The sequence below is a fragment of the Rhizorhabdus antheiae genome, from assembly GCF_049889055.1.
In the GTDB taxonomy this organism is placed as follows: Bacteria; Pseudomonadota; Alphaproteobacteria; order Sphingomonadales; family Sphingomonadaceae; genus Rhizorhabdus.
Window position 1 is genome coordinate 1 of sequence record NZ_JBLTWO010000003.1, and the last position, 25,253, is coordinate 25,253.

The following is a 25,253-nucleotide window of genomic DNA, read 5'->3' on the forward strand; positions in this document are numbered from 1 at the left end:
GGTCGCTTTCGGAAGTGCAGGTTTCGAAGTCCCGCACTTGGCTTCAGTGCGACCGAAATGGGGTGGTTAGCTGCCACTGGCTTCCGACTCATTGAGGAGCTATCCTGCCCCGATGGCGCGCACTCAGCAGACTTTCACAAACAGTAAGGATGGCCCGATCTATGTCTCCGTCGAGCCTTGGCCTGAGTGCTTTGAGCTCGAGCCCGGCGACAAACTGACGCTCGTTTGGGATGCCTCGACAATCGGCGACACGATGCAAATCGACTTCATCAACGAATGCGAACTTGTGGTTTACCCAGAAGGTGCGATTGACGTAATTACTTACTTTTTCAACGGCGAGCCAGGCAAAGATCGAAGTTGGACTTTCAAGCACCGCTAACGTCCGCTATTGCAGGCGTCAGTCGAGGGGCTAAGCTGGTCTCATGCGTGAGCCTGATTTCGAGATCGACGGGTGGTGCCTTGAGGATGGAGAGGCCCGCCATGCCGAAGCACCCGACACCTTCTGGATACCAGAGCGAGGAAAGCGAGAAGGTCTGGAAGCTGGTGATCTTGCTAAGCTCATCTTCCGCATCAGTGTCGACAATGATGACGAGAATGTCTCCGCAGAGCGCATGTGGGTTATTGTTCGAGAGCGGACACCGCACGGCTATCTCGGAATACTTGATAACGAACCCGATGCTATTGCTGAGAACGACGAATTTTGGCTTGGAACTGAGCTACCCTTCTCGGCCAAGCATGTAATTGACATCGAGGAGCGAGACGAAAAGACCATTGCGCTCGCTCTGCAAGAGCCGCGCACGCATTGGTCGCGATGACAGCTACTCGCGTCCGTTTTTGGGAAACCGCGACGGGGGCTCGAACGACGAGAAGTGGGTCGAAAGCCGACAGGCCGCCTTTATGAGTTTACGGCTTAGTTGTGGCCGCTCTCTGGACAGGGCCCCTGTCTCGCAAATACAAAAAGAGAACGCTCAATCGCAGGGTTTCGGTCCATGGCGCAGGCTTTAGGGGCAGATTTTGACGCTTCGCTCTTCGTTTCCAACGAAGGCAGCCTGATCGACGAGAGCCTGCCTGGCGATCTGGAAGTCTGGGCTACGGTTGCAGAGGCCGCTATATATTTCGAGCATTGGTGCGCGGAGGTGCCGGAGATGCGCTTCTACACGGCGCGCGGTGAGAAGGTCATCGCGGTGGATCATGGCGACCTGACCTTCCATTTCGAGCCGACCGGCGAGATATATGAGGACTTCGACCTGTTGATGCAGCGCGGGGCTGCCCGATCCGGATTGGGCGACGCCGCCGCCGGGATGAGCGGAGAAGCCATTGCCGAACTCCTGCTGCGCGAGAAGGAGGAGTTCTGGAAGCAATATGAGCTGAACAAGGGCCCGCTGCGCAAGCTCTTCGACAGAGTGATCCGTAAGGTTTTCGGCTAGGATTCGCAAAGCTTGGGGTAAGCGGCTTCGCTCCTTTTGCCTGTTCGATAGAATTTTAGCGGGCCGCGGGCGGATGCGCTCGCTTGGCCCGACTTGCTGGCGCTTGCCTTGCCCAGCACTGCAGCTTGCCCCTTTCGCCTGATTTCATTCGGGGAGTTCACATGATTGATGATGAGATGACGTCCGGCCAGGCCGGCGACGAAGACGTGCGTCCGGAGATGTTCGAAGCCGGCGATGATCCGGCGGAGGCTGGCGAGCTTTCGGAAGACATGGACCATTGGCCCGATGAGCCGGATGAAGGCGGCGACGAGGGCTCTTCCGAGGATGACAGCTTCGACGATGACGCGGACGCGATCGCGCAGGTCGAATATGAGGGCCGCGTCTATGAGGTGCCGGCGCCGCTGAAGGATGCGCTGCTGCGGCAGGCCGATTACACCCGCAAGACGATGGCGCTGGCCGAGCAACGGCGGGCGCTGGCGGCGGATCGCGAGGCGCTCGAGCAGGTGCACGCGATGACCGCCGAAGAGTTTCAGGCGAGCCAGCGGTTGCACGAGATCGAGCAGCAACTCGACGAGCTCGCGCAACATGACTGGTCGAGCGTCGATCCGGACGATCCCGATCTGGCCGAACTTCGCGCCATGGTCGGCGACATGGCCCAGGAACAGATGGCGCTTCACCATCTGCTGGGCCAGCACAATGAAGCGAAATCCCTCCGCGAACAGCAGGACGCTGCCAGGACGCGGGCGGAGACGGACGCGATGATGGCGCGCGAGATCTGCGACTGGTCTCCGCAGCGCCGCCAGATGCTCGAGGGCTTCGCCGTCGCCCTCGGCATACCCGACACCCATCTCGGCCATGCGTCGCCAGCCGAGATGCGCGTGCTCAACCTGGCCCTTCTGGGCGCCCAGCAGCTGGAGCGGCAGCGCGCCGCCAACCGGGGCGCCTTTCGACCGGCGGCCGAAGTCGGCGGCGCTGCCGGCAGCGGCCCCTCCGATCCCTCGCGCATGTCCATGTCCCAGTACCGGGCCTGGCGCGCCAAGCAGAAATAGGAAATCCGAACCATGGCAAACAGCATTTTGACGATCGACGTCATCGCCAAGGAGGCGTTGATGGTCCTCGAGAACGAACTGGTCGCGGCGAAGCGGGTGCACCGCGGGCTTGAGTCCGAGTTCGGCAATGGCCGCAATGGCTATCAGACCGGCGCGACCGTGACGATCAAGCGGCCGACCGACTTCACGGTGCGGTCGGGCAGCAACGCGTCCGTGCAGGACGTGGTCGAGGGATCGACCACGATCACCGTCGACCAGCAGAAGGGCGTCGACTTCGCCTTCACCTCGCAGGAGCTGACGCTCAACATCAAGGATCTGTCCGAGCGCGTGATCAAGCCGGCGATGGTGCAGCTGGCGAACAGGATCGACAGCGACGTGCTCGCGCTGGCCACCAAGGTACCCAACTGGGTCGGGACGCCCGGCCAGCTGATCAACAGCTTCCAGGACTTCGCGCCGGCCCCGCAGCGGCTGGACGAACAGGCGGTGATGTCGGACGGGCGCACCGCGATCCTGTCGCCGGCCGATCATTGGGGCATGCTGGGCACGCAGACCAATCTCTATATCCAGGGGGCGGCAAACGATGCCTATCGCAAGGGCGACCTGGGCCGGATCGGCGGCGTCGACACCTTCATGTCGCAGAATGTCCAGACGCTGACGACCGGCAGCCGCGCCGGATCGATCCTGATCGACCTGAGCATCACGGCGGCGACGATCGACTATGCCGCCGTCAAGGATATGATGGTGCAGACGATCCACATGGACGGCTTCGCCACCGCGAGCGATACGGTGAAGGCGGGCGAGGTGTTCACCATCGCCGGGGTCTATGCGGTCAACCCGGTGACCAAGACGCGGCTGCCCTGGCTGAAGCAGTTCACCGTGGTGGCGGACGCGGTCTGCACGAGCAACGAGACCGACGTGCAGATCTATCCCGCGATCATCTGGTCGGGCGCGTTCAAGAATGTCGACGTGGTGGGGACCGGCGACCTGAACAACCAGGCGGTGACCTTCCTGGGCGCGGCCGGCGCGAGCTATGCGCAGAATCTGGCCTTCCACAAAAATGCCTTTGCGCTGGCGATCGTGCCGATGGTGTCGCCGCCCGGCGCGGTCGACGTGGCGCGCGAGAGCTACAAGGGCGTCAGCGTCCGCATGATCCCCTTCTATAACGGGTCGTCGGACGTCAGCACCCTGCGGCTCGACGTGCTCTACGGGCTGAAGGCGATCGATCCGCGCCTTGCCACGCGCATCAGCGGCATGGCCTGATCGTTCGTCCCACAAGCAAAAACTGACAGGGGCCGGTCGTCGATCGGCCCCTTTTTCATGGAGCGAGATCATGGCGCTGACATCCTATGCGGGGCTGATCGAGGCCCTGTCGGCCTGGCTCGACGGTTCGGACCTGGGAGGACGCGAAAGCGATCTGATCGCGCTGTGCGAGGACGAACTCAACGCACGGCTGGGCGCGGCCTTGCAGCAGGGCGCCGCGATCCGGCCGATGATCGAGCGCAGCACGATCACCATCGACGGCGAATATGTCGACCTGCCCGATGGCGCGACGATCCTGCCGGTATCGATCGAGATCGATGTCGATGGCCGTCGAAGGACGGTGCGTTTCACTTCCGCCGGGCGACTGGCCGAACGCGGCGCGATGTGGGGCGTCGGTGCCGATCAGGCGGTGCCCAGTCATTATGCGGTGAGCGGCGGCCAATTGCGTTTCCTGCCCGCGCCCATCGTCCCGGTGGAGGCGGTCTTCACGCGCTATTCGCGGGTGCCGCCGCTGTCGGCGGAGGCCGTGTCGAACTGGGTGCTGGCCAGTCACCGCAACGCCTATCTTTACGGTGCGCTCGCGCAGGCCGAACTCTTCGGATGGAACGACGCCCGGATGACCAGCTTCGCGGCGCTGTTCGCGCAGGCGGTGGACGGGATCGTCGCACTCTATCCGGCGCCCGCCGACCATGCGGTGCTGACCCATGACCTGCCGCTGTCGCGAACAGTGTCTGGTTCCTGGGGCGAGACCGCTTTCCTGAGCGGGGAGGGCTGACCCATGCGGCAGATATTCGGGGAGTGGAAACCCGACCAGCCCGCGCATCTGCAGGACGGGCTCGTCCGTGCCCATGGTGTCTTACCGATCGCCAATGGCTATGCGCCGCTGCCGTCCTTCGCGGCGGCACCCGGCGGGACCCTGGCTGGTCCATGCGTGGGCGCCGGCGCCTATCGCACAAGCGACGCTGTCCATGTCTTCGCCGCCACCGCCAGCAGCATCTATCGCTATGGCGCGGCGGGGCATGTGGCGATCAAAAGTGGCCTGTCGTCCTCGCCCGACGTGGGCGTGCGCTTCTGCGCCTATAACCGGCTGATGCTCGCCACCAACGGGCAGGATCCGATCCAGACATTCGATCCGGCCGCCCCCACCACGATGACGCCGCTTGCGGCCAGAGCGCCGACAGCGCGCTTCCTGGCGGTGGTGCGCGGCTTCGTCGTTGCCGGCTATGCCGCGAACGATGCGCTGCGGGTCGCCTGGTCGGACAATGGCGACCCTGCCAACTGGACGGCGGGGACGGGCGAAGCCGGCTTTCAGCTGATGGCATCGGGTGGCGACATCACCGGCATCGTCGGCGGCGAATATGGGCTGATCTTCCAGGAGAACCGGATCGTTCGGATGAGCTACACCGCCGACGACGCGATCTGGCAGTTCGACGAGATCGCGACCGACATCGGCTGCATCGCTCCGTGGAGCCTGGCGACATACGGCAAGCTGAGCTTCTTCCTGTCGAACAAGGGGTTCATGGCCTGCGACGGGGTAATGGTCGAGGCGATCGGGATCGAGACGGTCGACCGCGCCTTCATATCGATGCTCGATCGAACCTATCTCGACCGGATGTCGGCTGCGGTCGATCCACGTTCGTCGACCTTCATCGTGTCAGTACCGAGCGCGAACCCGGCGACCCAGGTCTATCTCTACCAGTTCGCGCTCAGGCGCTGGACGACCGCGAGCGTCACCAGCGAGCGGATCTTTCCGGCGCTGGCGCAGAGCGTGAGTCTCGACGCGCTGGACGCCGCTTATGGCAGCGTCGATGCCGGAGGCTGGTCGATCGACAGCGCGATGCTGCGTGGTGGTTATCCGTTGCTGATGCTGTTCGATGGCAGCCACCGGCTCGGCACGTTGAGCGGTCCGAACATGGCGGCGACGCTGGTCGACGGGCTCAAGGAGTTCGTACCCGGCGGCAAGGCGCGGATACGCTCGGTTCGGCCGCTGACCGATGCGCCCCTGACGACCATCGGCCTGCTGGGCGCCGACGGTCTGAGCGACAGCCTGGACGAGACGAGCCACGAGATGCGGACGGCATCCGGCGTCCACCGGATGCGCCGCAGCTGCGGCTTCTGTTCGGTGAAGCTGTCGATCCCGGCTGCGACCGCCTGGACCTATGCGCAGGGCTATGACGTCGATTTCGCAGCGGGAGGGCGCCCGTGACGCTGTTGATCAAGGAGCAGGAGCGCAGCCAGCTCGAGTGGAACCGCAAGGCACGCGACGCGGTCAACATGCTGATCCGGCGGCTGACGGGTGTCGGCACCAGCGGCGAACGGCCGCCGAGCCCGACCGACGGGCAGCTCTTCTACGACCGCACGCTCAAGCGTCCGGTCTGGTGGAACAGCGAGGAAGGCCAGTGGCTCGACGCGATGGGAGATACGGCATGAGGTTCGGCTGTGTTCAAGCCGATCGCTGGGACGAGGTGTGCGACCTGCTGCTGCCGGCGATCCGGCGGGGTGGCGATCATCGGCCCGACGAAGTGCAGGCCGAAATCCGGCAGGGACGGGCGCAGCTATGGATCGCGACCGACGGCGTGCCGCGCGTGGCGGTGGTGACGCGGATCAGGCGCACCCTGGAGGGAGCGATCTGCGAGATCTGGCTGACCGGTGGGACCGGGCGCCGATCATGGCTCCATTTCCTGAAGACCATCGAAGCGGCCGCGCGCGAGCATGGCTGCGTAGCGATGGAGATTGTCGGACGGGCCGGGTGGAAGCGGGTGTTGCCCGACTATCGCCAGACCGCCGTCATTCTCCGCAAACCCCTGACCGAGGACAAGCATCATGGGCAGCAGCAAGAGCAAGCAGAAGACCGAACCCTGGGCGCCGGCACAGCCCTATATCCTGAACGGGATGAAGCAGACGCAGAGCGTCTTCGATGCCAATCAGCCGCGCCTGCAGGAGATGTCGAGGACGGCGCAGGACGCCTTTCTGGACGTCGCCAAGACCGCCTTCGAGACGCCCAACCCCTATGTTGGCGCCGCCCAGTCCGCCGCCCGCGACATTTTCGAGGGACGACGCACGGTTCGATCGGGCCAGCCTGTCTATGACCAGCTGATGGCCGGAGCCGGCGGGCGCGGCGGGACCGGCGACATGCCCGCCAAGATCCCGGTCGGCGCGGTGGGCCAAGCGGTCGATCCGTCGCGCGGGATGCTGTCGCGGATGGCGACCGGCAGCCCGGTGGCTGCTGCTATCGCATCTGGCGGGCCCAATCCCGGCGATGCCTATGCGCGGCGGACGGCGGAGGGCGGCTATCTGAACGCGCAGCCGTCGGCCGGCTATTATGCCTCGATGCTGGCGCCCGAGGCTTTGCGAGGCAATCCCTATCTCGACAGCGTGATCGAGCAGAGCAACGCCAATGTCGCGCGGCAGGCCAACCGAATGTTCGGCGCGCGGGGCATGGGTAGCGGGATATCCTCTGCCTTTGCTGATGTGGTTTCGCGCAACCTGGCAGAGAGCGAAGGCCAGCTTCGCTACCAGAACTACAATGACGCGGCGAACCGCCAATTGCAGGCGGCAGGCCAGTCCGACGCGGCCTGGGGCGGCGAGCGCGACCGGATGGGGGCCGCGACCGGGCAATTGTCGAGCAACTACGATGCGGCGCAGAACCGCGCCCTGGAAGCCGCGCGGGCCGACGCGCAGAATCGTCTGGGCGCTGCCCAGTCTCTGGCCGGTCACTATGGGCAGCAACAGGATCGTGCGCTGGAGGCCGCGAAAGCGTCCGACGCGGCGGGCAGCAGCAATGTCGCGCAGATGCTGCAGGCGCTGGGGCTGACCGGCGAACTGCGCAATGCGGATTACAGTGGCATCGCTCCGGCGCTGTCGTTGCTGAACAGCGCGGCGGACATTCCCTATGTCGGCACGGCGGCGCTCAACGGGCAGATCCGCGAGGCTTCGAACGGCTACAACACCGTGACCAAAACGAGCAGCCCCGGCATCGGTCAGTTGCTCGGGTCCGCCGCCGGCAGCTTTGCGAGCAGTTTCGGCGGTGGTTTGGGCACGGCAGGTGCCAGCAAGCTGAGCGGCAGTTTCGGCTGGTAGCCTGCCGCGCTCCGCATCCCCAATGAGAAGGAGGCATCATGCCCAAGTCAAACGTGGCGGCCTTCGATGTCGTCGCCGCCAACAATAGCGACATCGGCGGGATCAACATTGCCGAAGGCTGCCCGGCCGCAGGCCTCAACGATGCTCTGCGCGAGATGATGGCGCAGATCGCCGCGTGGCGGGACGGGCCGATCGCGGCGCTGTTGCCGAAGAGCGGGGGCGCCATGACGGGCGCCATCAGCGATCTTGGCGCGGATTCGACGATCAAGGATCCGGGCGGGACCGCGCGCAGGATCGGCTATCGCAACGTCCCGCTGCGCACGGCCGCATCGAGCCAGACGCTGTCGCTGAGCGATGTGGGGCAGTTGCTCTCGCTGTCGGCGGGGGATGTCACCCTGCCGACCAATGCAGCGGTGGCTTTCTCGCTTGGTGACGCGGTTTCGATCTACAACAATGCCTCGGGTAGCCGGACCATCTCGGGCGCGGCGGGCGTTACGCTGCGCCTCGCCGGGTCGACATCGACCGGAAGCCGCACGCTGAGCGCGCGCGGCCTGTGCACCGTCATCAAGATCGGCACCGACGAGTGGGTGATCGCTGGCGCAGGGGTGTCGTGATGGCGGGCCTGCTGCAGATGCTTGTCGCCCGGACCACCCCGCCGCCGTCGCCACCGCTTAGTGCCAGCGCATCGGTGATCGGCGGTTCCGTTCCGGTCGACGTGTCGACAGCGTCCGGCACCAGCGATGTCCTGCCGGGAGGCGGCTTTCGCTATTTCGACGCGAACGGATCGGGCGGATCGCCGCCCTATCGCTATCGCTGGAGCCGCCAGAACGGCGTCAACAAGACGGTGCTTCTCGACGCCGAGAGCGAGCGTGCGCGGGTCCAGTGGAGCGATATGGTGGTCGGCGAATATCAGAGCACGACCGCGCGCTGCGAGGTGACCGATGCGAATGGCGCGACTGCGACATCGAGCACGATCGTCATCGGCTTCAACAGGATCGCCTGAGATGGTCGCGTCACAGCCTGACTGGTTGATCCCCTTGCTGGGCGGCAACACGCTGCTGAGCGCGGCACTCGGCTATCTCGTACCCGCCATGGTCACCCGGCGGAAGGACGCAGGCGATCTCGCCTCCGATCTGCTCCGGCAGGCGCTGGAACGGATCGACAAGCTGGAACGGGAGAACGCGACCTGTGCCGAAAAGGCCGCGCGACTTGAACAGCGCTGCGACAGGAATGAGCTGGTGCTGCGGCTGACCCTGTCGGATCTGGGGGCCAGGGCGCCGGACTCGCCCGCGCTCCGCCAGGCGCGGACCCTCTGCGGCGCGACCTTCGCCGCCGAGGCCTGACCGTCACTTTCCCTAAATTCCCAGAATATCGGAGGTCGCATGCCGGAGTCTGCTTTGGCCTGGATGGCGCACGCCCTGTCCCTGATCGGCGTGCGCGAGATTCCGGGGCCGCGCCACAATGCGTCGATCGTCGGCTGGCTGAGCCGGCTCAAGGCGTGGTGGAGCGATGACGAGACGCCGTGGTGCGGGACCTTCGTCGCGCATGTCCTGAAGACGGCAGGCCTGCCGCTGCCCCGGCATTGGTATCGGGCACGGGCCTGGCTCGACTGGGGCGTGCCTTGTGCGCCGACCTATGGTGCGCTGTGCGTCCTCGAACGGCCCGGTGGCGGGCATGTCTTCTTCGTCACGCGCGCATCGCCCGGCTTTTTGTGGGGGATAGGCGGCAATCAGGGCGACCGCGTGTGCGAGGCGAAATTCGCGCGCAACCGCATGCTGGGCTGTCGCTGGCCGGGCACGGTGCCGCTGCCAAGCCCGCTGGTGCCTGGCCCGGATGGAGCGGACCGACCGTCGGAGCATGAAGCATGATCGGCTATCTCCGCTGCCGCCTGCGCGAACGCACCACATGGGTGGCGATCGGCGCTGCCGTGACCGCCGCCGCGGCGCTGCCGAGCCCCTATAGCTGGTTGGCGATCCTGGCCGGCGTTGTCGCCGCGCTGTTGCCGACACCCGGCGGGAAGGGCGCCGCATGAGCCCGCCCTTGCTGTTGGCGGGCGCCGCCATTCTGGTCGTGAGCGCCTTCGGCGCCGGCTGGTCCGTCCGCGACCTGATCGCTGACCGGGCCGAGGCGCGGGCGGCGGCGCGCGCTGCTCAGGACCGGCTGGTGGCCCGGCGGGCGCTCGACCGGGCGTCCGAGACATTCGAAGCCGAACGCAGCGTGCTGGACACCCAGCGTCCGCAGGTCCGCACCCGCATCATGGAGGTCTATCGTGAAGCTCCGCTGCCTGCCGATTGCGCTGTACGGCCTGACGTGCTGCGCCTGCTCGAGGATGTCCGCGCCCGGGCCAATGCCGCCCTTGCCGGCCAATCTGGCGAGCGTGTGCCGGACGGTGCCGCCGGTGCCGGCGATCGACCCCGAGCGGGCGGCCTGGGAGGCTGACCTGCTTCTTTCCTATGCCGAATGCGCAATCCGCCAGCGCGCCACTGCGGAAGCATGGCGCGCCATCGCAGAGGACAACCGATGACCGACGACAATGTCATGATGCTGCCCGCCAGACTCCGACTGCCCGATATGCATCTCGGCGGCGGGCTGGGGCTGTCCGCCGGGGGCGGACCGAGAGCGCTGCTCGACTTTGACTTCACGACGATTTCGGCGCTCGACAGCCGGATCAGCTTCACCCGCGCATCGCCCGCAACCCGGATCAACGCCAACGGGCATGTCGAGACGGTGGGCGCGCACCAGCCCCGCTTCAGCCATGATCCGGTGACGCTGCGTCCGCGCGGTCTCCTGGTCGAGGATCAGCGGACCAATGTGCTGCTGCATTCGGAGAATTTCGACGCATCCAGCTGGACGAAGACGCGCTGTTCGGTTGTCGCGACCACCGCGCTAACGCCGGGGGGAAGCGCCACCGCCGCGAGGATCGTCGAAGATGGGACGACTGGCGTCCATGGTTTCAGCCAGACCGCGACGCTGAGCGCGGGCGCCTATACGCGGTCGGTCTATCTGAAGGCGGCGGGCCGAAGCTGGGCAAAGCTGGCCTGCGGCGGCCTGGCGATCGCTTATTGCAACCTTTCTACGGGGGGGATGGGCAGTGTCTCCGGAACCGGTGCGCCGATCGCCGCGATCGAGCCCGCTGGCAATGGCTGGTTCCGGGTCTCGCTGAGCTTCACCGCCACGGCCGGAGCGGTGGCGGTTTCCTTGTCCTGCGCGACGGCCGACGGAGGAGATACATATGCTGGCGATGGAGCGTCCGGACTGCATCTGTGGGGCGAACAGCTTGAGGCAGGGGGCTTTGCGACGTCCTACATTCCGACCACCAGTGGGGCGGCGACGCGGATGATGGATTTGGCGGTCGTACCTCCGATCTGTGCTGCTGCGCTGCTAGCAAAGGGACATGGCTACATTAAAACCATCAGTGAATTTCCGCGGGGCGCAAACGGAGAAATCGTCTGTATTGACGACGGATTAGGCGATAATTCTGTCGAGATCTATCGCTCTTCGCCAACAACATTAAACTTCTTCGCCAAGGCATATTCCAGCGTTGTCGCGAATGTCTCTAGCTTGCCAAAAACTGCTGAACCCGTTGAAGTATCGATCACCTACGATCTGGACAGTTATCTCGTCCAATTTAGGGCTATGGGTACTCGATTCGGGTCAATATCGGGAACGGAATCTTTCAATACAATTAGACTTGGACAGTACAGGAGTCCGGGATTCTCGATCAATGCACATATAGCCAAATTCATCTATGCCTAGAGTGGCATGTAAATTTTCTGCGGAATGATTAATGCCGGTGGCAGAGCTATATGGGCCGCGTCCCGAGTGGCCCAAGCATTCCACCAGTGTGCATTAGAGTTGGCTCGCCTTGGCCCGCTTGTAGGACCACATTGCGATCGCTAATATCGAGCTAAGCAAAGCGAGGGAGTAGCAGCCAATATTCTCAAAGAACCAGCCATGAGGGACGATCGGAATCCAAAACACGAAGAGTATATTGGCACAAATCACTCTCGGCACCGGGCTACGTAACCTACCTGCCATCACAATGAAGGCCGGGATCAAGAAGATCAGGCGGTAAGCCCAGTTGGTGAAAACCAAAAAGGTTCCCAGAAAGATGCACAAGGAAACGAGTGCTATGGTCGCGGCCCTTTCATCCAGATTTCCCATATCGTCCGAGAAGCTGGCGCACGACTTGAGCTTTGACGGCAGCTTGATGATCGCGACCAGCCAGATCGCCGAATAGGCCAGTATTGCCCCATAGGACCAGTTTGCATAGGAGCCGAGATGTGGAGCGAAGCGGGCAGACATCAGCCCGTAGGCGGTCGAGAACGCCTGAGTCGTTCTTGCGACCATCTCGGGCATCTCGGTGAACGAAAACAAGATCAATGGAGCGGCAATAGCAAGGCCTTGGAGAAGGCGTCTGTCGAGCCACGGCTTTTGGGGATGCAGTAGAGCCATCAGCGAGAAGACCGGGTAAAGCTTTAATGCCGTCGACAGGCCAAAGAGGAACCCGAGAGATCGTTTTGCACCGAGCGGCAGAATGGCGAGGGGTGCAAAGGTCACAAAAAAGACGGTAGCATCGATATTCCCTCTTTCTATTGCGAGCAGCGAGATCGGGCTGAAGATCGCGAGAGGGAAGGTCAACGCCGAGTAGCGCCAGGAGAGCAGTGCAACGGTGGCCACGAACAGCAGCGCGTTGGCGGTCCAGAAGACGCGGAAAAAGGATTCCGAAAAATCGCCAAAAACGCCATAAAGACGTGGCCAAAGCGAAGGATAGTTGAGCGGTGGAATCTGTGCTTCGGGGTAGATCGACGTTACGATTGCTGCCTGCCGTGAGCAATCATTTGGGGTGGAGTAGGAAAAGCCGTGGTTGCCGCAATAGGCGGCCACCTGGATGGTTCGCGAGTCAGCGCCAGGATAAGTGATGGCAGGAACGCCGAAGCGCACATATCGCGCTTTCCAGCCTGAAACCCATGGGTAAAGAAAGAGGAGAGCGAAGATCGAAAACGCTGCTGCCAATATGGCGCAGTTACGCAGTTTGGCGCGATCCATCGTTGCTCCTGAGGCCATCAGATCTAAATACCCCCGGCCAGGCCGAGGTGGGTTAAAGTTGCTGGTCAATGAGAGCAAGCGATTTGAGTGCCATTCTAGCGAAGGCAATACGCGACGGGCTTCGGACATCACCTACGAACTCTGCTTGTCGAAGGTTTTAATCCCTAATTGAGACTTCGTCATAATCGCGTCTTGCGTAGCGGAAAAAAATCCCTAAACGCAGTCCCCTCGGGCGGTTAGCTCAGTTGGTAGAGCATCTCGTTTACACCGAGAGGGTCGGCGGTTCGAGCCCGTCACCGCCCACCAGATCAGCGTTGCGACGCCTCTCCTCAGGTTTGGTCAGATTGTCCACCACCCGCGCCGATCAATTGCTCGTGGATCGCGGCCTCGTCGAGAGCCGGTCGCGGGCGCAGGCCATGATCCTGGCGGGGCTGGTTTTTTCGGGTGAGCGCAAGATTGAGAAGGCGGGGCAGGCGATGAAGCTCGATGCGCCGCTGGAGGTGCGGGGACGCGATCATCCCTGGGTGTCGCGCGGGGGGATCAAGCTGGCACATGGCCTTTCCCATTTCGGCTGGTCGCCGGAGGGCGCCGTCGCCATCGACGTCGGCTCGTCGACGGGCGGCTTTACCGATGTGCTGCTCACCGGCGGGGCGTCGCGCGTCTATGCTGTCGACTCCGGGACGAACCAGCTGGCCTGGAAACTGCGCTCCGATCCGCGTGTGGTGGTGCTGGAGCAGACAAATGCGCGGCACCTGAGCCCCGGGCATATCCCCGAGCCGATCGACATCGTCGTATGCGATGCCAGCTTCATTTCGCTCGCCAAGGTCCTGCCTGCGGCCTTGTCGTTCGTGCGGACCGGCGGTCGGTTGGTGGCGCTGATCAAGCCGCAGTTCGAGGCCGGCCGCGAAGAAGTGGGCAAGGGCGGGGTGATCAGGGATGGCACCGTGCATGAGCGCGTTTGTGCCGAGGTCCGGGCGTGGATAGAGACGCAAGGCTGGGCCGTGGAGGGAATCGAGCGCAGCCCGATCACCGGCCCCGAAGGCAATGTCGAATTTCTGATCGGCGCGGTTCGCGCCGGCGAGGAGCAGAGTGATGGGTGAGATCGCATCGGCGGGCCAGTTGCGGATGTCCTGGATACGCTGGGCGTTGGTGACGGTGCCTGCGATCGTGCTGCTGGGTACGGTGTCCGGCCGCGGCTCGGGAGCGGGCATGGGCAATCCATGGTACGACATGCTGGAAAAGCCGGCGCTGATGCCACCCGGCTGGGCGTTCGGCCTGGCCTGGACGATCCTCTATATCCTGATGGGCGTTGCCTTATCGATGATCCTCAATGCCCGTGGCGCGAAGGGCCGCGGCGTTGCGGTCACGCTGTTCCTGATCCAGCTGGGACTCAATCTGGCCTGGTCGCCGGTGTTTTTCGCCATGCACAGGATCATGCTGGCCTTCGGGCTGATCCTTTTCATCTTCCTTTGGGCGTCCGCCGCGACCTGGCTTTTCTGGCGGATTCGGCCGGTTGCAGGGATATTGATGCTCCCGTATCTCGCCTGGCTGATCTTCGCCGGTATGCTCAACTGGCAGATCCATGAACTCAATCCGAGTGGCGGCGCCCTTGTTTCCAATGGCGGCACCACCCAGATAGTCATAGAGTGACGCCGCCCAGCGCGGCTTGACGAGGAATTGATCATGCAGTCCGAAAACCGCCTCTTCGACGATTTCGTCAAGCTGATGAACGGCGCGGCGGGGACGCTGGCCGGTGTTGGCCGCGAAGCCGAGTCCGCTTTCAAGGAGCGCACGCGCGAGTGGATCGCGGGGATGGACTTCGTCAGCCGCGAGGAATTCGAAGCGGTGAAGGCGATGGCCGCCGCCGCCCGCGACGAAGCCGAAGAGCTCAAGGCCCGCATCGCGGCGCTGGAAGCGGCGGCCGGCATGGCGAAGCCCTGACAGCTATCCACAGCTTTATGGCCCTTGCGGGTTGAATTGCATGGCATTCCGAGCCACGGAGTGACCCTCTGGTGGGCAACGGAGTATAGCCCCTGATGGACGTCGATGATTTCGAGTCCGCGCGAGACGCAAGCGCGCCGATCGATATGCTCGAACATTATTTCTCCGCGCGGGGATGGGAATATCAGCGCGCGGGGGACGAAGAAATCGTCGCGCAGTTCCAAGGGAGCTGGGCGCAGTATGAGCTGCGCGCCGTGTGGCGCGAGGAAGATCGCGTCCTGCAGTTCCTCGTCTTGCCCGATATTCGCGTCACCGCCGACAAGCGTGGTGCGATGTACGAGACGATGGGGCTGATCAACGAGCAGCTGTGGCTCGGCCATTTCGAGATGTGGACAAGCTCGTCGATGGTGCTGTTTCGCCATGCCGCGCTGCTTGACAGCCAGTCGGGCGATGCCACGCTGGGCCTGGACCAGGCAGAGACGCTGATCGAAGCGGGCATCGACGAATGCGAGCGCTTCTACCCGGTGTTCCAGTTCGTGCTGTGGAGCGACAAGACGCCGCAGGAAGCGATCGCTGCGGCGATGATCGATACCCAGGGCGAGGCCTGAGGCCATGGCGGGGGGCAAGAGCCTCTGGCTCGTCGGTGCCGGCAATATGGGCGGTGCGATGTTGCGCGGTTGGCTGGCGGCCGGGTTTGACGGCAAGATCAGCGTGATCGATCCGTTCGTTGCGGACGTGCCGGACGGTGTCGATCTGCTCCGTACGCTGCCCGCCGACGGAGACGGTCCCGACATTCTCGTGCTCGCGGTCAAGCCGCAGCAGCTGGATGCCGTTACGCCGAGCTTCGCTAGCAGGCAGCGTTCGCCGCGTTTGTTGTTGTCGATCCTCGCGGGCGTCGAGACGCGCACGCTGAGCGATGGCTTTGGCGCGGCATCGACCGTAAGGGCCATGCCCAACCTTCCCGTTTCGATCGGTGAAGGGGTGACCGCGCTCTATTCGGCCGATGCGCCGCAGGATGTGCGCGACGAAGCGGCCGCGCTCGTGGCGCCGCTCGGGCTGGTAGAATGGATCGACGACGAGGGGCTGTTCGACGCCGTCACCGCTTTGTCGGGTTGCGGACCCGGCTTCCTGTTCCGTTTCATCGAGGCGATGGCACAGGCGGGCGAGGCGCTGGGCCTGCCTGCGGATCAGGCGTTGCGGCTTGCTACCGCGACGGTGAAGGGATCCGGCCTGCTCGCCGCCACGTCCGATGAAGGGCCGGACGTGCTCGCGGACCGCGTCGCCAGCCCCGGCGGCAGCACACGCGAAGGGCTCAACGTCCTCGACGCCGATGACCGGTTGAAGTCCCTTCTTCGCGACACGCTGGCGGCATCGGCCCGCCGCAACGCCGAACTGGCGGCGGCGGCGCGCAAGGCCTGACGTCAGGCCCAGTCGAGCGGCTTTTCCTGCACGGAGTCGACGAAATTGGCGCAATCGAGGCGGCAGCCCAGCATCTCTCCCAATGAAGCGAGGTCCGGATCGAAGATTTGGGCGAGGCTGGCGCGCGTTTCGGCTGACAGGACGGGACGGGCGGGCATCTGCCAGAGCCGCTTGACGCGATCGCGGACGGCCTGTGGGATCATTGTCCGGCGGATAGCGGCCAGCAGCGGTTGATCGATGATCCGGTCGCGCAGGGGATCGTCGCGCAGGCGCTGGCCCGATGCGTTGCGCGACGCCAGATCGGCTCGCCAGGCGACCGGTCCCCGATGGCCGATGAAGGCGGCGGCGCGCTCCAGTTCCTGTTGCGGTTGTGTGGCCAGTCGCTCGGCGAACATCGGCAGGATCGCCTGCTTGCCGAAGGCGGCGATCCACGGGCGCAGCTGCATGGCATAGCGACCATAATCGACGAGTTCGGGACGTCGCGCAATCGCCTGCTCGATCGGTTCCGCCACGCCATTTTCCAGCCAGAGATGGCTGTAGTGCGAGATAAGCCGTTCAATCGGATGGCGCATGAGGTAGATCAGGCGCGGCGCGGCGAGTGTTTCCCGGGCGCGGGGCACCGCCAGCGGCAGATCGGGCAGCTTGGTGTAGTGGGTGCTGGCTTCGCCCCGGACCGCGTCGGCGGGCGCTGCCGTGAAGAGGCTGCTATACCAGTCGATTCCCCGCAGCCATTGCTCGTCGTCGCTGAAGAAATTGGGTTCCTTCGGTGTGGACATGAAGATGCCGGGCTGGGCAGCGAGCTGCGCCTGCAGCGTGCTCGTCGCGGCCTTCATAGCGCCGATGATCAGGAAATGGGGCAGCCCGGCGTCGGTCAAGCCGACACCCCGCGCGACCGATACATCAGGCCGCCGGGGCCATAATGATAGGTCAGAAAGTCGAGCCAGAGCCGCGGTGGATCATGGCGCGGGCGTCCGCGCATGGCGGCGATCAGGCGGCCGAGCGGGTGGGCGATCAGCCACAGCAGATTGGCGAGATGGGTCTTGGCCACGCCATGGCGGCGCAGGAAGAAGCGCGCGCGCGAGGCGAACCAGTAGCGGGGGCGGCGCTTCGGGCGCTCTTCGGTGAAGCCGGTCGCCTGACCGCCGAGATGGACGATCGCGCTGTCGGGGACATGCCAGGCCTCGAAGCCGGCATCGGCCGCGCGCGCGCAGAAATCGGTCTCTTCGAAATAGAGGAAATAGCCGCTGTCGAAGAGGCCGATCGCCTCAAACACCGTGTCACGGATCATCAGGTTCGAGCCTGACAGCCACTCCGCCCGGAACGGTTCATCGGACAGCGGCAGCGCCACGTCATAGCGCGAGAAATGGCTCCGCAGCGGCCCGAAGTCGAGTTCGCACAGAAACTCGCTCAACGGGCTGTGGAAGCGGAAGGCGCTGTGGCGGATCGACCCGTCGGGGCGGTGGCAGCGGCCACCGGCGAGGCCCGCGCCCGGATGACCGTCGAGAAAGTCGGCCAGCACCGTCGAAGCGCCGGGTTGCGCAATCGTGTCGGGATTCAGCAGCCAGGTGAGGCGCGGGAGTGCGCCGTTGGTGGCGCGCTCCCTGTAGTCCAGCAGGCCCGCATTGTTGCCCGCAGCGAAGCCTCCATTGCCGGGCAGCGCGAGCAGCCGGCAGCAGTCTCCGGCGCCCAGCCTTGCGATTCCCCCAGCCAATTCCGTTGCAGATCCGTCGCCCGAGCCATTATCGACGATGCAGATCTCCACATCACCCCGCGCGCGGACCTCGGGCAGCAGCGCTTCGAGCGCCTGCAGCGTCAGCGCGGCAGTGCGATAGTTGACGATGAGCACCAGGATCGGTGCGACCGGCATGGCTCGGCGGTCCCCTATGCCATCACCGCTCGGTATGAGCGGGGATTGCCGAACAGATGCCCGGCAATCCCATTCATGACAATCGCTCGATCGGGTTCAACCGAAGACGCGCGAGAAGATCGTGTCGACGTGCTTGAAATGATAATCGAGGTCGAACTTCTCTTCCAACTCGGTCGGCGACAGCGCGGCCGTCACCTGCTCGTCGGCCTTGAGCAGTTCGAGAAGCGACAGGGCGCCGTCCGACTCCCATACCTTCATCGCGTTGCGCTGGACGATGCGATAGGCATCCTCGCGGCTGATCCCCGCCTGGGTCAGCGCAAGCAGAACGCGCTGCGAGTGGACGAGGCCGCCCATACGGTCCAGATTCTTCTGCATCCGCGCCGGATAGACGAGCAGCTTGTCGATCACCCCGGTCAGCCGCGCGAGGGCGAAGTCGAGCGTCACCGTCGCGTCGGGGCCGATCATCCGCTCGACCGAGCTGTGGCTGATGTCGCGCTCGTGCCACAGCGCGACATTTTCGAGTGCTGGCGTCACATAGCCGCGAACCATGCGGGCGAGGCCGGTCAGATTTTCGGTCAGCACCGGATTGCGCTTGTGCGGCATCGCCGACGAGCCCTTCTGCCCCGGCGAGAAATATTCCTCTGCCTCGAGCACTTCGGTGCGCTGGAGATGGCGGACCTCGATCGCAAGCCGCTCGACCGACGAGGCGATCACGCCCAGCGTCGCGAAATACATCGCATGGCGGTCGCGCGGGATGACCTGGGTCGAGACCGGCTCGACGGTCAGGCCCATCTTCTCCGCGACATAGGCTTCGACGCGCGGGTCGATATTGGCGAAGGTGCCGACCGCGCCCGAAATGGCGCATGTCGCGACATCGGCGCGCGCGGCGATCAGGCGCTCGCGATTGCGCGCGAATTCGGCATAGGCCTGGGCGAGCTTGAGGCCGAAGGTGACCGGCTCGGCGTGGATGCCGTGGCTGCGGCCGATCGTCGGGGTCATCTTATGCTCGATCGCGCGGCGCTTGAGCACCTCGAGCAGCTTGTCGAGATCGGCGATCAGGATGTCGGATGCGCGCGCCAGCTGGACTGCCAGGCAGGTGTCGAGCACGTCGGACGAGGTCATGCCCTGGTGCATGAAGCGGGCGGGCTCGCCGACATGTTCGGCGACACTGGTCAGGAAGGCGATGACGTCATGCTTCACCTCGGCCTCGATCTCATCGATGCGGGCGACGTCGAAGCTGCCCTTCTCCCAGATCGCCTTGGCGGCGTCCTTCGGCACCACGCCCAGCTCGGCGAGCGCGTCGGTGGCGTGGGCCTCGATCTCGAACCAGATCTGGAAGCGGGTTTCCGGTTCCCAGATCTTGACCATCTCTGGGCGGGAATAGCGCGGGATCATAGCCTGTCCTTGTTCGAGTGCCGATATGCGGGCGCGCCTAGCAGAGGGCGCCGCAGGCGGCAATCGCGTGGCGGCTCTATCCCATCAGGCCACGGCTCCGGAGGCTCGTCTGCCCTCTGGTGCCGACGACGATATGGTCATGGATGCTGATCCCAAGCGGACGGGCCGCCGCGACCAGTTCCTGGGTCAGGGCGATGTCCTGCCGGCTCGGCTCCGGATCGCCCGAGGGATGGTTGTGGACGATGATCAGCGCCGCCGAGCCAAGCTCCAGCGCGCGGCGGATGATTTCGCGCACATGCACGGCCGCCTGGTCGACCGACCCTTCCGATACCAGCTCGTCGCGGATGAGGACATTCTTGGTATTGAGGTGCAGGACGCGCACGCGCTCGACCATGCGGTGCGCCATGTCGGCATGGAGATAGTTGGCCAGTGCCTGCCAGTCGGACAGGATCGGGCGATCCTTCACCTCGCTGCGAAGCAGGCGCAGGGCGGCGGCTTCGGCGATCTTGATGCCTGCTATGGCTGCATCGCTGACGTCCGCCCGGCGCAGCGATTCGGCGTCGGCCGACAGCAGCGGGCCGAGACCCCCGAATTCGTCGAGCAATTTCCGGGCGGTGGGCTTGGTGTCGACACGCGGGATCGTCAGCGCCAGCAGATATTCGACCAGCTCATGGTCGAGCAGGGCATCGGGGCCACCCTCGATCAGCCGCTTGCGCAGCCGCGCGCGGTGGCCGCTCGCATCGGTGGCGGGATCGGTCGTCGGTCGGTCCATCCGCGACAGGCTAGCGCAAATCTCCGCCGCCGCCAGCCCGTGGCGTGCAGTCGACGTCAGACCATCCCCAGCCTATGGAAATCATGGATGTGGACCAGTCCGACGGGGCGATCGGGATCGACATGATCCATGACGAACAAGGCGGTGATCTTGTTGGTCGTCAGGATCGACAGCGCATCCTCCGCATAGGTGCCGTCGGGCACGGTCTTGGGGCCGCGCGTCATCACGTCGGCAGCGCGACTGGTGAACAGGCGGTCCACATTGCGCCGCAGGTCGCCATCGGTGATCGTTCCAACCAAGCGCCCATCAGTATCGACGACCCCGGCAATGCCCAGGCTTTTCTCGGTCATGACGACGATCGCATCGCGCATCGGCGTCGTTGCCCCCACGAGAGGCAGCCGTTCGCCGCCATGCATGATCTCGTTCACCGGCAGAAGACGCAGCCCGATCGAACCGCCCGGATGCAGCCGTTCGAGCTGTTCGCGGGTGATGCCGCGCTGTTCCATCGCCGCGACCGCGAGCGCGTCGCCGAGCGCGAGCATGAGGGTGGTCGAGGTGGTCGGGGAGATGTTGACCGGGCAGCTCTCCCTGACCGGCGGCAGGATGATCGGGACGGTCGCGCCTTGGGCGAGCGGCGAATGCCGCTGCGCGCTGATCGCGACGATCGGACAGCCGATGTCGCGCGCATAGTCGGTGATCGGCCGCAACTCCGGCGTGGCACCGGAATTGGACAGCGCGATCAGCAGGTCTCCGGCCAGGAGCATGCCGAGATCGCCGTGCGCCGCCTCGCCGGGATGGACGAAGATGGCAGGGGTGCCGGTCGAGGCGAAGGTCGCCGCCATCTTTCGCGCGACATGCCCCGACTTGCCCATGCCGCTGACGACCACGCGTCCCCGGGTCGCAAGGATCAGCGACACGGCATTGGCGAACGTCTCGTCCAGCGCATCACGCAGCTGGAACAGCGACCGTGCCTCGAGGTCGATCACCTGCCGCCCGCTCGCCAGGATCGCCGCCGTTTGGGCGTGCCTCTGCGGCGCGGCCAATATCTGTCGGGGCAAGGATGCCATGTGCGTCAGGGCTTGATCGCGAACCAGGTCGGATAGCGCGAGTTCCAGCTATCCTCCTGGCAGTCGATCACATGCAGTTCCAGCCCCTGCTCGGCGCAGAAAGCATTCACGGCCTCCACGACCAGCGGCCATTCGGGGGAGTAGTCGTCGCCGGAAAAGACACCGCCGGGCTTCAGCTTCGGGAACCAGTCGCGGAAGGTGGCTCCATTGAGCTGTCCATCATGGGCATAGCCATCGACATAGATGAAATCGAGCGAACCGTCCGGGAAGAGCGGAAGCGCCTCGTCGAAGCGCATCTTCAGGACGCTGTTGCGCTCCCGATAGGGATCGAGCCGCATCACCGCTTCGCGATACTGGTCGATCCCATGGCCACGGTCGCCGGCCCACATGTCGATGCTGTACAGATGCGCGATGTGCGGGAAGCGCAGCAACCGCTCCGAAAAATCGCCTGCCGCGACCCCGAGTTCGACGCCGACGCCGTTTTCCGCGAAGAGGGACGCGACATCGTCGCGGCGTTCGAAACCGGCCGTCAGCGACTGAATCGCTCGGCTGAACTGCGGCGTATAATGTGCCGACCAGCGCACGGGACCGGTTGCGCAGGGCTGTGACCGATATTCCTGACCCTTGATGTAGAAGGTGAGCGCGATCGTGTTGCGATCCCGCTCTTCGGCACCCAGGCGATCGACGCTGTGCCAGCTCTCTTCGGTGCGGACGAAGGCATAGCCGCTGTTGGGCAGAAAGGCATTTTGTTTCAGGCGCTCGAATGCCTCGCCCGACCGGCGGTGGAAGACGGTGCCGAGGTGGGACTGGCTCTCGTCCTGCGGCAGGTAGAATTGGAGCGTTGCCACCTTGGTGGCCGCGTCCGGGTGAATGCCGATGCGGTAGCCGGGCTTGTCGCGATAGAGGATCGGGACGGCCACCAACTCGGGAATCTGGCCGTCGAAACGATCGGCCAGCGTTCCGCCGAATTTGGCGGTAATCGCGGCGGCGATGCGCGGCGATGTGAACACCTCGATCATCGCCTCCCAGAAGGGCTGGTCATCTTCGGGAAGCCGCCACAGCGTCTCGTGCGTGAGGTCGAGCAGCAGGCGGGTCACCTGGCCGTACTCGTCTATGGCATCGGGATGCTCGATCGGGTCCAGCACGCCGTCGTCGGGCAGTCGCGATAGCAGTTCACGATAGACCGATGCGGGCAGCAGATCCTGGACGTAGATGTTGCCGCATGGGTCGTCGTCGAGATCGGCGGAGGCGATGCGGGCAACGATCCCGTCGATGATCTGATCGGTCGTAACCAACGCATCTTCGGACTCGGCCGGATCTGGCGATGCGGTAGGCAAGGCGCGGGCCCGATAGGCTTCGGGGTCGCGGTGAAAAAGGAAGTTGAGCACGTCCCGCGTTTCGGGCGTGGCGAAGGCGGCGTTCTGTCTCTTATGGACGAAGCGCAGGCCGGCGCTCTCCAATATCTCGGTCACGGCGGCCACCTGACGCTCGTCACTGTCGATCAGTTCGATCGAGACCGAGCGCACACGCGGATCCGCCAGGGTGCGGCGTGCGCCTTCGACGATCGCGAGTTCGATCCCGTCGACATCGATCTTGATGTGGGTCGGAACCTCCATCCCGAAGTCGGCGACAAAGCTGTCGATGTCATAGCCGACCATGCCCTGGCGAAAGGCGGGATTGAAGGCATTGCCCCGGAAATCGAGCGCGGCCCCGAAATTGCTCATCGATGTTCCGACATCGAGGCTGGCGAGGTTCATCTCGCTGACCGACTTGCCGCTGGCGAAGGCGAGGCACAGCGGGGTGACGAGATGCTGGACATCGTTCAGCGCGATGGTGGCGCAGAGCTGACCATAATTGGCGAAGTGCGGCTCGAACGAAAATGTCCGGATGGCCCGGGCCGCCGCGTAGATCGAATAGATGCCGATATTCGCGCCGATGTCCCAGAAGAGATCTCCCGGCTCGAAACTGTCGATCCATTCGATCGTCTCGGGCTCCTTTTCGAGAAGCGTCGCGAAGCGCCATCCGGCGCCCTGGCCGAAGTAGCGGATGAGATGGCCATGGGCATCGATCGCATGGACATCGGCGATGTCGAAGCCGTGAACGGGGGCATTCATGCTCGTCTCCTCACGCGGCCCGCAGCCGCTGATTCTCATGTTCCAGATCGCGGGCCCAGGACGCGAGACCAAAGCGCCGGACGTCGACCTGACGCCAGAACAGGCCGGGATCGCGCTGCCACAGGTGAAAATGCGCGAGCGCATTGGCGCATTGCGATCCCATGTCGATGACCTCGGCCAGTTCCTGCAGATAGAAGGGCAGGGGGTGACCGTCGGGGCCCATCTGCGCATCATGGGCGCTGGCGGCTGCCTTGAGCGATGTCTCCATACCCTGCCGGAAGCAGGCGAGCGCGGTCTGGGCGTTGCCCGCCGCGAGGTGCAGCCGTGCCTCGTAGAAGGCGGCGGCGATGCTCTTCGTCGCCAGTAGCGGCGAGAAATCCCACCAATTGGCTTCGGCGGCCTGCCGGTACCAGCGCGCGGCGTCCTCGCGTTTTTCGCTCAGTTCGCTCAGGCGGCCGGCGAGAAAAGCCAGCGAGATGCGCCAGCGCCGGACGTGGACGGGCGTCTCCGAGGTGACGGGCTGGCCTACATAGGCTTCGATCGGCGGGAGGATCACTGCGGCCAGATCGGCCCGGCGCATCTCCAGGATGCGATAGCCGAGCACTGCGATTGCCGCGCCGCGGTCGGCGGAGTCGGGGCGCGAATCCTCGATCACGCATTCGGCCAGGCGGGCGAGCTTGACCTCGTGATTCAGTCGCTCGCCCATCTGGACGAGCGAGCGATAGAGCCACGGATTGTCATAGGCCGAGCCGAAATCGACCAGCGCCGGCGGGGTTCCGTGCCGTAGCGGATAAGCGGGATTTTCATATTCCAGCGTGGCTTCAGCACCGAGCAGCGGGTTGGCCGAGGCGACCATCAGCAGCCAGTCGACATCGGCCGCCTGTTCGGCCGGTATCTGCAGCATCATGTGCGGCCCCCGGGCATCGGGGCTTGCCGCGCATTGGGCGTAGCGGACCTCCGGGAGCAGCCATTCGGATACCGCGTCGTCCATCGCGTCCCAGTCGCGGGGGCGGCTGCCATCGCCCCGGTCGCGCCGCCATCCGAGCACGGCACGGCCGTCCGGTTTCAGCAGGCGGGCATAGTCCGCCACGCGCGACTGCCAGCCCTCCGGGGCTTCGGCGTCGAAGGCGATCACCAGGTCGATCGACTGGGCCGGGACGGCGTCGAGCGCAGGTCCCGTCGTCTCCCAGCGGGAGTCGCCATGTGCGCCGGCAAACAGCACCGATCCGGCGCGCGAGAGCGCAAGGATGATTGCGGCGGCATCGTCCGATCCGGCGTCGTCGATAAGAACGCGGTCACCCGTGCGGACATGCGTCGCGGCCATCGCAAAGCGTGCGATCACGGCGTCCGCTTCGAAGCCCCTGTCGAGCCAGCCATCGCGCTGACCACTGTCATGCTGCCAGTAAGTGAGCGCGGGCAGGCAGTCGGCGGTCCAGTCGCCATATTCGTGCAGCATCATCGACGCCGGGTGACGTCGCCAGCCATGCGCGAAGAGCTGCGCCTCGAGCGCTTCGCGCGGTTGGCCGGTGCTGTGCAGCGCGAGCGTTCCCGCTCCGGCGAACGGGGCGATTGCGCTGGCAAAGCTGGGCCCCGCGCCCGAGCCGGCCCAGGCCAGATAGCCGGCATGAGCCGAGTTGAGAGAAGAGGATTTCGCACCCGGGGCGGCGATGCCGCAGCCCATCAGCGCCAGTTCGCAGGCGAGTTCCGGATGGGCCGCCTGGTCGATCTCGATCACGCAGGGGCCGAGCCGCTGCACCAGTGCATTTGCAATCTGAATCGACACGCGACACTCCTGACAGCCGGCCTGACCGCC

General features: G+C 64.7%; 29 protein-coding genes and 1 tRNA gene. 22 read left to right on the forward strand and 8 right to left on the reverse strand.

Going from position 1 to position 25,253, the window contains the following annotated elements; all coding sequences use genetic code 11:
- The first annotated feature begins 112 nt into the window (after positions 1 to 112).
- The 16 genes from ACNI3R_RS07565 (at position 113) to ACNI3R_RS07640 (ending at position 11,572) form a co-directional block, all read left to right on the forward strand.
- A complete protein-coding gene (locus tag ACNI3R_RS07565) occupies positions 113 to 379 on the forward strand; it encodes a hypothetical protein (protein WP_426181500.1) in 267 nt (88 codons plus the stop codon).
- 43 nt (positions 380 to 422) lie between these two features.
- The gene (locus ACNI3R_RS07570) at positions 423 to 815 is read left to right on the forward strand and encodes a hypothetical protein (RefSeq protein WP_426181503.1); all 393 of its coding nucleotides are present in this window, start codon (positions 423 to 425) and stop codon (positions 813 to 815) included.
- A 174-nt stretch (positions 816 to 989) separates the two neighbouring features.
- Positions 990 to 1,427, forward strand: a complete 438-nt coding sequence (locus ACNI3R_RS07575) for a hypothetical protein (protein ID WP_426181506.1) — start codon at positions 990 to 992, stop codon at positions 1,425 to 1,427.
- A 161-nt stretch (positions 1,428 to 1,588) separates the two neighbouring features.
- Positions 1,589 to 2,476, forward strand: coding sequence for a hypothetical protein (locus ACNI3R_RS07580; RefSeq protein ID WP_426181509.1), 888 nt, complete (start codon positions 1,589 to 1,591; stop codon positions 2,474 to 2,476).
- Between the two features lie 12 nt (positions 2,477 to 2,488).
- Complete coding sequence (locus ACNI3R_RS07585; protein ID WP_426181511.1) at positions 2,489 to 3,736, forward strand: P22 phage major capsid protein family protein; 1,248 nt, start codon at positions 2,489 to 2,491, stop codon at positions 3,734 to 3,736.
- Between the two features lie 70 nt (positions 3,737 to 3,806).
- The gene (locus tag ACNI3R_RS07590) at positions 3,807 to 4,511 is read left to right on the forward strand and encodes a phage adaptor protein (protein WP_426181513.1); all 705 of its coding nucleotides are present in this window, start codon (positions 3,807 to 3,809) and stop codon (positions 4,509 to 4,511) included.
- A gap of 3 nt (positions 4,512 to 4,514) precedes the next feature.
- Positions 4,515 to 5,942, forward strand: a complete 1,428-nt coding sequence (locus tag ACNI3R_RS07595) for a hypothetical protein (RefSeq protein ID WP_426181516.1) — start codon at positions 4,515 to 4,517, stop codon at positions 5,940 to 5,942.
- The gene (locus tag ACNI3R_RS07600; RefSeq protein WP_426181519.1) at positions 5,939 to 6,166 is read left to right on the forward strand and encodes a hypothetical protein; all 228 of its coding nucleotides are present in this window, start codon (positions 5,939 to 5,941) and stop codon (positions 6,164 to 6,166) included. Before ACNI3R_RS07595 ends, ACNI3R_RS07600 begins: the two co-directional genes overlap by 4 nt.
- Positions 6,167 to 6,559: 393 nt before the next feature.
- Positions 6,560 to 7,816, forward strand: a complete 1,257-nt coding sequence (locus tag ACNI3R_RS07605) for a hypothetical protein (RefSeq protein WP_426181521.1) — start codon at positions 6,560 to 6,562, stop codon at positions 7,814 to 7,816.
- Positions 7,817 to 7,854: 38 nt separating this feature from the next.
- A complete protein-coding gene (locus ACNI3R_RS07610; protein WP_426181524.1) occupies positions 7,855 to 8,430 on the forward strand; it encodes a hypothetical protein in 576 nt (191 codons plus the stop codon).
- The gene (locus ACNI3R_RS07615) at positions 8,430 to 8,819 is read left to right on the forward strand and encodes a hypothetical protein (protein WP_426181527.1); all 390 of its coding nucleotides are present in this window, start codon (positions 8,430 to 8,432) and stop codon (positions 8,817 to 8,819) included. Before ACNI3R_RS07610 ends, ACNI3R_RS07615 begins: the two co-directional genes overlap by 1 nt.
- 1 nt (position 8,820) lies before the next feature.
- Complete coding sequence (locus tag ACNI3R_RS07620) at positions 8,821 to 9,159, forward strand: hypothetical protein (RefSeq protein ID WP_426181530.1); 339 nt, start codon at positions 8,821 to 8,823, stop codon at positions 9,157 to 9,159.
- A 39-nt stretch (positions 9,160 to 9,198) separates the two neighbouring features.
- Positions 9,199 to 9,684 carry a TIGR02594 family protein gene (locus ACNI3R_RS07625; protein WP_426181533.1) on the forward strand — a complete coding sequence of 162 codons (486 nt, stop codon included), beginning with the start codon at positions 9,199 to 9,201 and terminating at the stop codon, positions 9,682 to 9,684.
- Positions 9,681 to 9,848 (forward strand): hypothetical protein, encoded by a 168-nt coding sequence (locus tag ACNI3R_RS07630; protein ID WP_426181536.1) that lies wholly within the window; start codon positions 9,681 to 9,683, stop codon positions 9,846 to 9,848. The genes ACNI3R_RS07625 and ACNI3R_RS07630 overlap by 4 nt, the downstream gene beginning before the upstream one ends.
- Positions 9,845 to 10,255, forward strand: a complete 411-nt coding sequence (locus ACNI3R_RS07635; protein WP_426181539.1) for a hypothetical protein — start codon at positions 9,845 to 9,847, stop codon at positions 10,253 to 10,255. Before ACNI3R_RS07630 ends, ACNI3R_RS07635 begins: the two co-directional genes overlap by 4 nt.
- A gap of 81 nt (positions 10,256 to 10,336) precedes the next feature.
- Entirely contained in the window at positions 10,337 to 11,572 is a 1,236-nt protein-coding gene (locus ACNI3R_RS07640) for a phage head spike fiber domain-containing protein (protein WP_426181542.1), read from the forward strand.
- Between the two features lie 93 nt (positions 11,573 to 11,665).
- On the opposite strand, the gene ACNI3R_RS07645 is transcribed toward ACNI3R_RS07640, so the two are convergent.
- Positions 11,666 to 12,865 (reverse strand): hypothetical protein, encoded by a 1,200-nt coding sequence (locus ACNI3R_RS07645; protein WP_426181545.1) that lies wholly within the window; start codon positions 12,863 to 12,865, stop codon positions 11,666 to 11,668.
- 230 nt (positions 12,866 to 13,095) lie between these two features.
- Here ACNI3R_RS07645 and ACNI3R_RS07650 point away from each other — a divergent pair.
- The 6 genes from ACNI3R_RS07650 (at position 13,096) to proC (ending at position 16,225) form a co-directional block, all read left to right on the forward strand.
- Positions 13,096 to 13,171: transfer RNA gene (locus ACNI3R_RS07650), tRNA-Val, on the forward strand.
- A gap of 38 nt (positions 13,172 to 13,209) precedes the next feature.
- Positions 13,210 to 13,965: a TlyA family RNA methyltransferase gene (locus tag ACNI3R_RS07655; protein ID WP_426181547.1), complete on the forward strand. Its 756-nt coding sequence runs from the start codon at positions 13,210 to 13,212 to the stop codon at positions 13,963 to 13,965.
- Positions 13,958 to 14,515: a TspO/MBR family protein gene (locus ACNI3R_RS07660; RefSeq protein ID WP_426181550.1), complete on the forward strand. Its 558-nt coding sequence runs from the start codon at positions 13,958 to 13,960 to the stop codon at positions 14,513 to 14,515. Before ACNI3R_RS07655 ends, ACNI3R_RS07660 begins: the two co-directional genes overlap by 8 nt.
- 33 nt (positions 14,516 to 14,548) lie before the next feature.
- A complete protein-coding gene (locus ACNI3R_RS07665; protein WP_426181552.1) occupies positions 14,549 to 14,806 on the forward strand; it encodes an accessory factor UbiK family protein in 258 nt (85 codons plus the stop codon).
- Between the two features lie 95 nt (positions 14,807 to 14,901).
- The gene (locus ACNI3R_RS07670) at positions 14,902 to 15,414 is read left to right on the forward strand and encodes a type III secretion system chaperone family protein (protein WP_426181555.1); all 513 of its coding nucleotides are present in this window, start codon (positions 14,902 to 14,904) and stop codon (positions 15,412 to 15,414) included.
- Positions 15,415 to 15,418: 4 nt separating this feature from the next.
- The gene (gene proC, locus ACNI3R_RS07675; protein ID WP_426181558.1) at positions 15,419 to 16,225 is read left to right on the forward strand and encodes a pyrroline-5-carboxylate reductase; all 807 of its coding nucleotides are present in this window, start codon (positions 15,419 to 15,421) and stop codon (positions 16,223 to 16,225) included.
- A gap of 2 nt (positions 16,226 to 16,227) precedes the next feature.
- On the opposite strand, the gene ACNI3R_RS07680 is transcribed toward proC, so the two are convergent.
- The 7 genes from ACNI3R_RS07680 to ACNI3R_RS07710 form a co-directional block, all read right to left on the reverse strand.
- Positions 16,228 to 17,100: a sulfotransferase domain-containing protein gene (locus ACNI3R_RS07680; protein ID WP_426181560.1), complete on the reverse strand. Its 873-nt coding sequence runs from the start codon at positions 17,098 to 17,100 to the stop codon at positions 16,228 to 16,230.
- The gene (locus ACNI3R_RS07685; RefSeq protein WP_426181562.1) at positions 17,097 to 18,092 is read right to left on the reverse strand and encodes a glycosyltransferase family 2 protein; all 996 of its coding nucleotides are present in this window, start codon (positions 18,090 to 18,092) and stop codon (positions 17,097 to 17,099) included. Before ACNI3R_RS07685 ends, ACNI3R_RS07680 begins: the two co-directional genes overlap by 4 nt.
- Before the next feature lie 96 nt (positions 18,093 to 18,188).
- Positions 18,189 to 19,487 carry an adenylosuccinate lyase gene (gene purB, locus ACNI3R_RS07690; RefSeq protein WP_426181565.1) on the reverse strand — a complete coding sequence of 433 codons (1,299 nt, stop codon included), beginning with the start codon at positions 19,485 to 19,487 and terminating at the stop codon, positions 18,189 to 18,191.
- Between the two features lie 76 nt (positions 19,488 to 19,563).
- On the reverse strand, positions 19,564 to 20,259 hold the full coding sequence (gene radC, locus ACNI3R_RS07695) for a RadC family protein (RefSeq protein ID WP_426181567.1): 696 nt from the start codon (positions 20,257 to 20,259) through the stop codon (positions 19,564 to 19,566).
- 56 nt (positions 20,260 to 20,315) lie between these two features.
- Positions 20,316 to 21,326, reverse strand: coding sequence for a KpsF/GutQ family sugar-phosphate isomerase (locus ACNI3R_RS07700; RefSeq protein ID WP_426181570.1), 1,011 nt, complete (start codon positions 21,324 to 21,326; stop codon positions 20,316 to 20,318).
- A gap of 5 nt (positions 21,327 to 21,331) precedes the next feature.
- Positions 21,332 to 23,440: a class I SAM-dependent methyltransferase gene (locus tag ACNI3R_RS07705; protein ID WP_426181572.1), complete on the reverse strand. Its 2,109-nt coding sequence runs from the start codon at positions 23,438 to 23,440 to the stop codon at positions 21,332 to 21,334.
- Positions 23,441 to 23,450: 10 nt separating this feature from the next.
- Positions 23,451 to 25,223: a hypothetical protein gene (locus tag ACNI3R_RS07710; RefSeq protein ID WP_426181575.1), complete on the reverse strand. Its 1,773-nt coding sequence runs from the start codon at positions 25,221 to 25,223 to the stop codon at positions 23,451 to 23,453.
- Positions 25,224 to 25,253 lie beyond the last annotated feature (30 nt).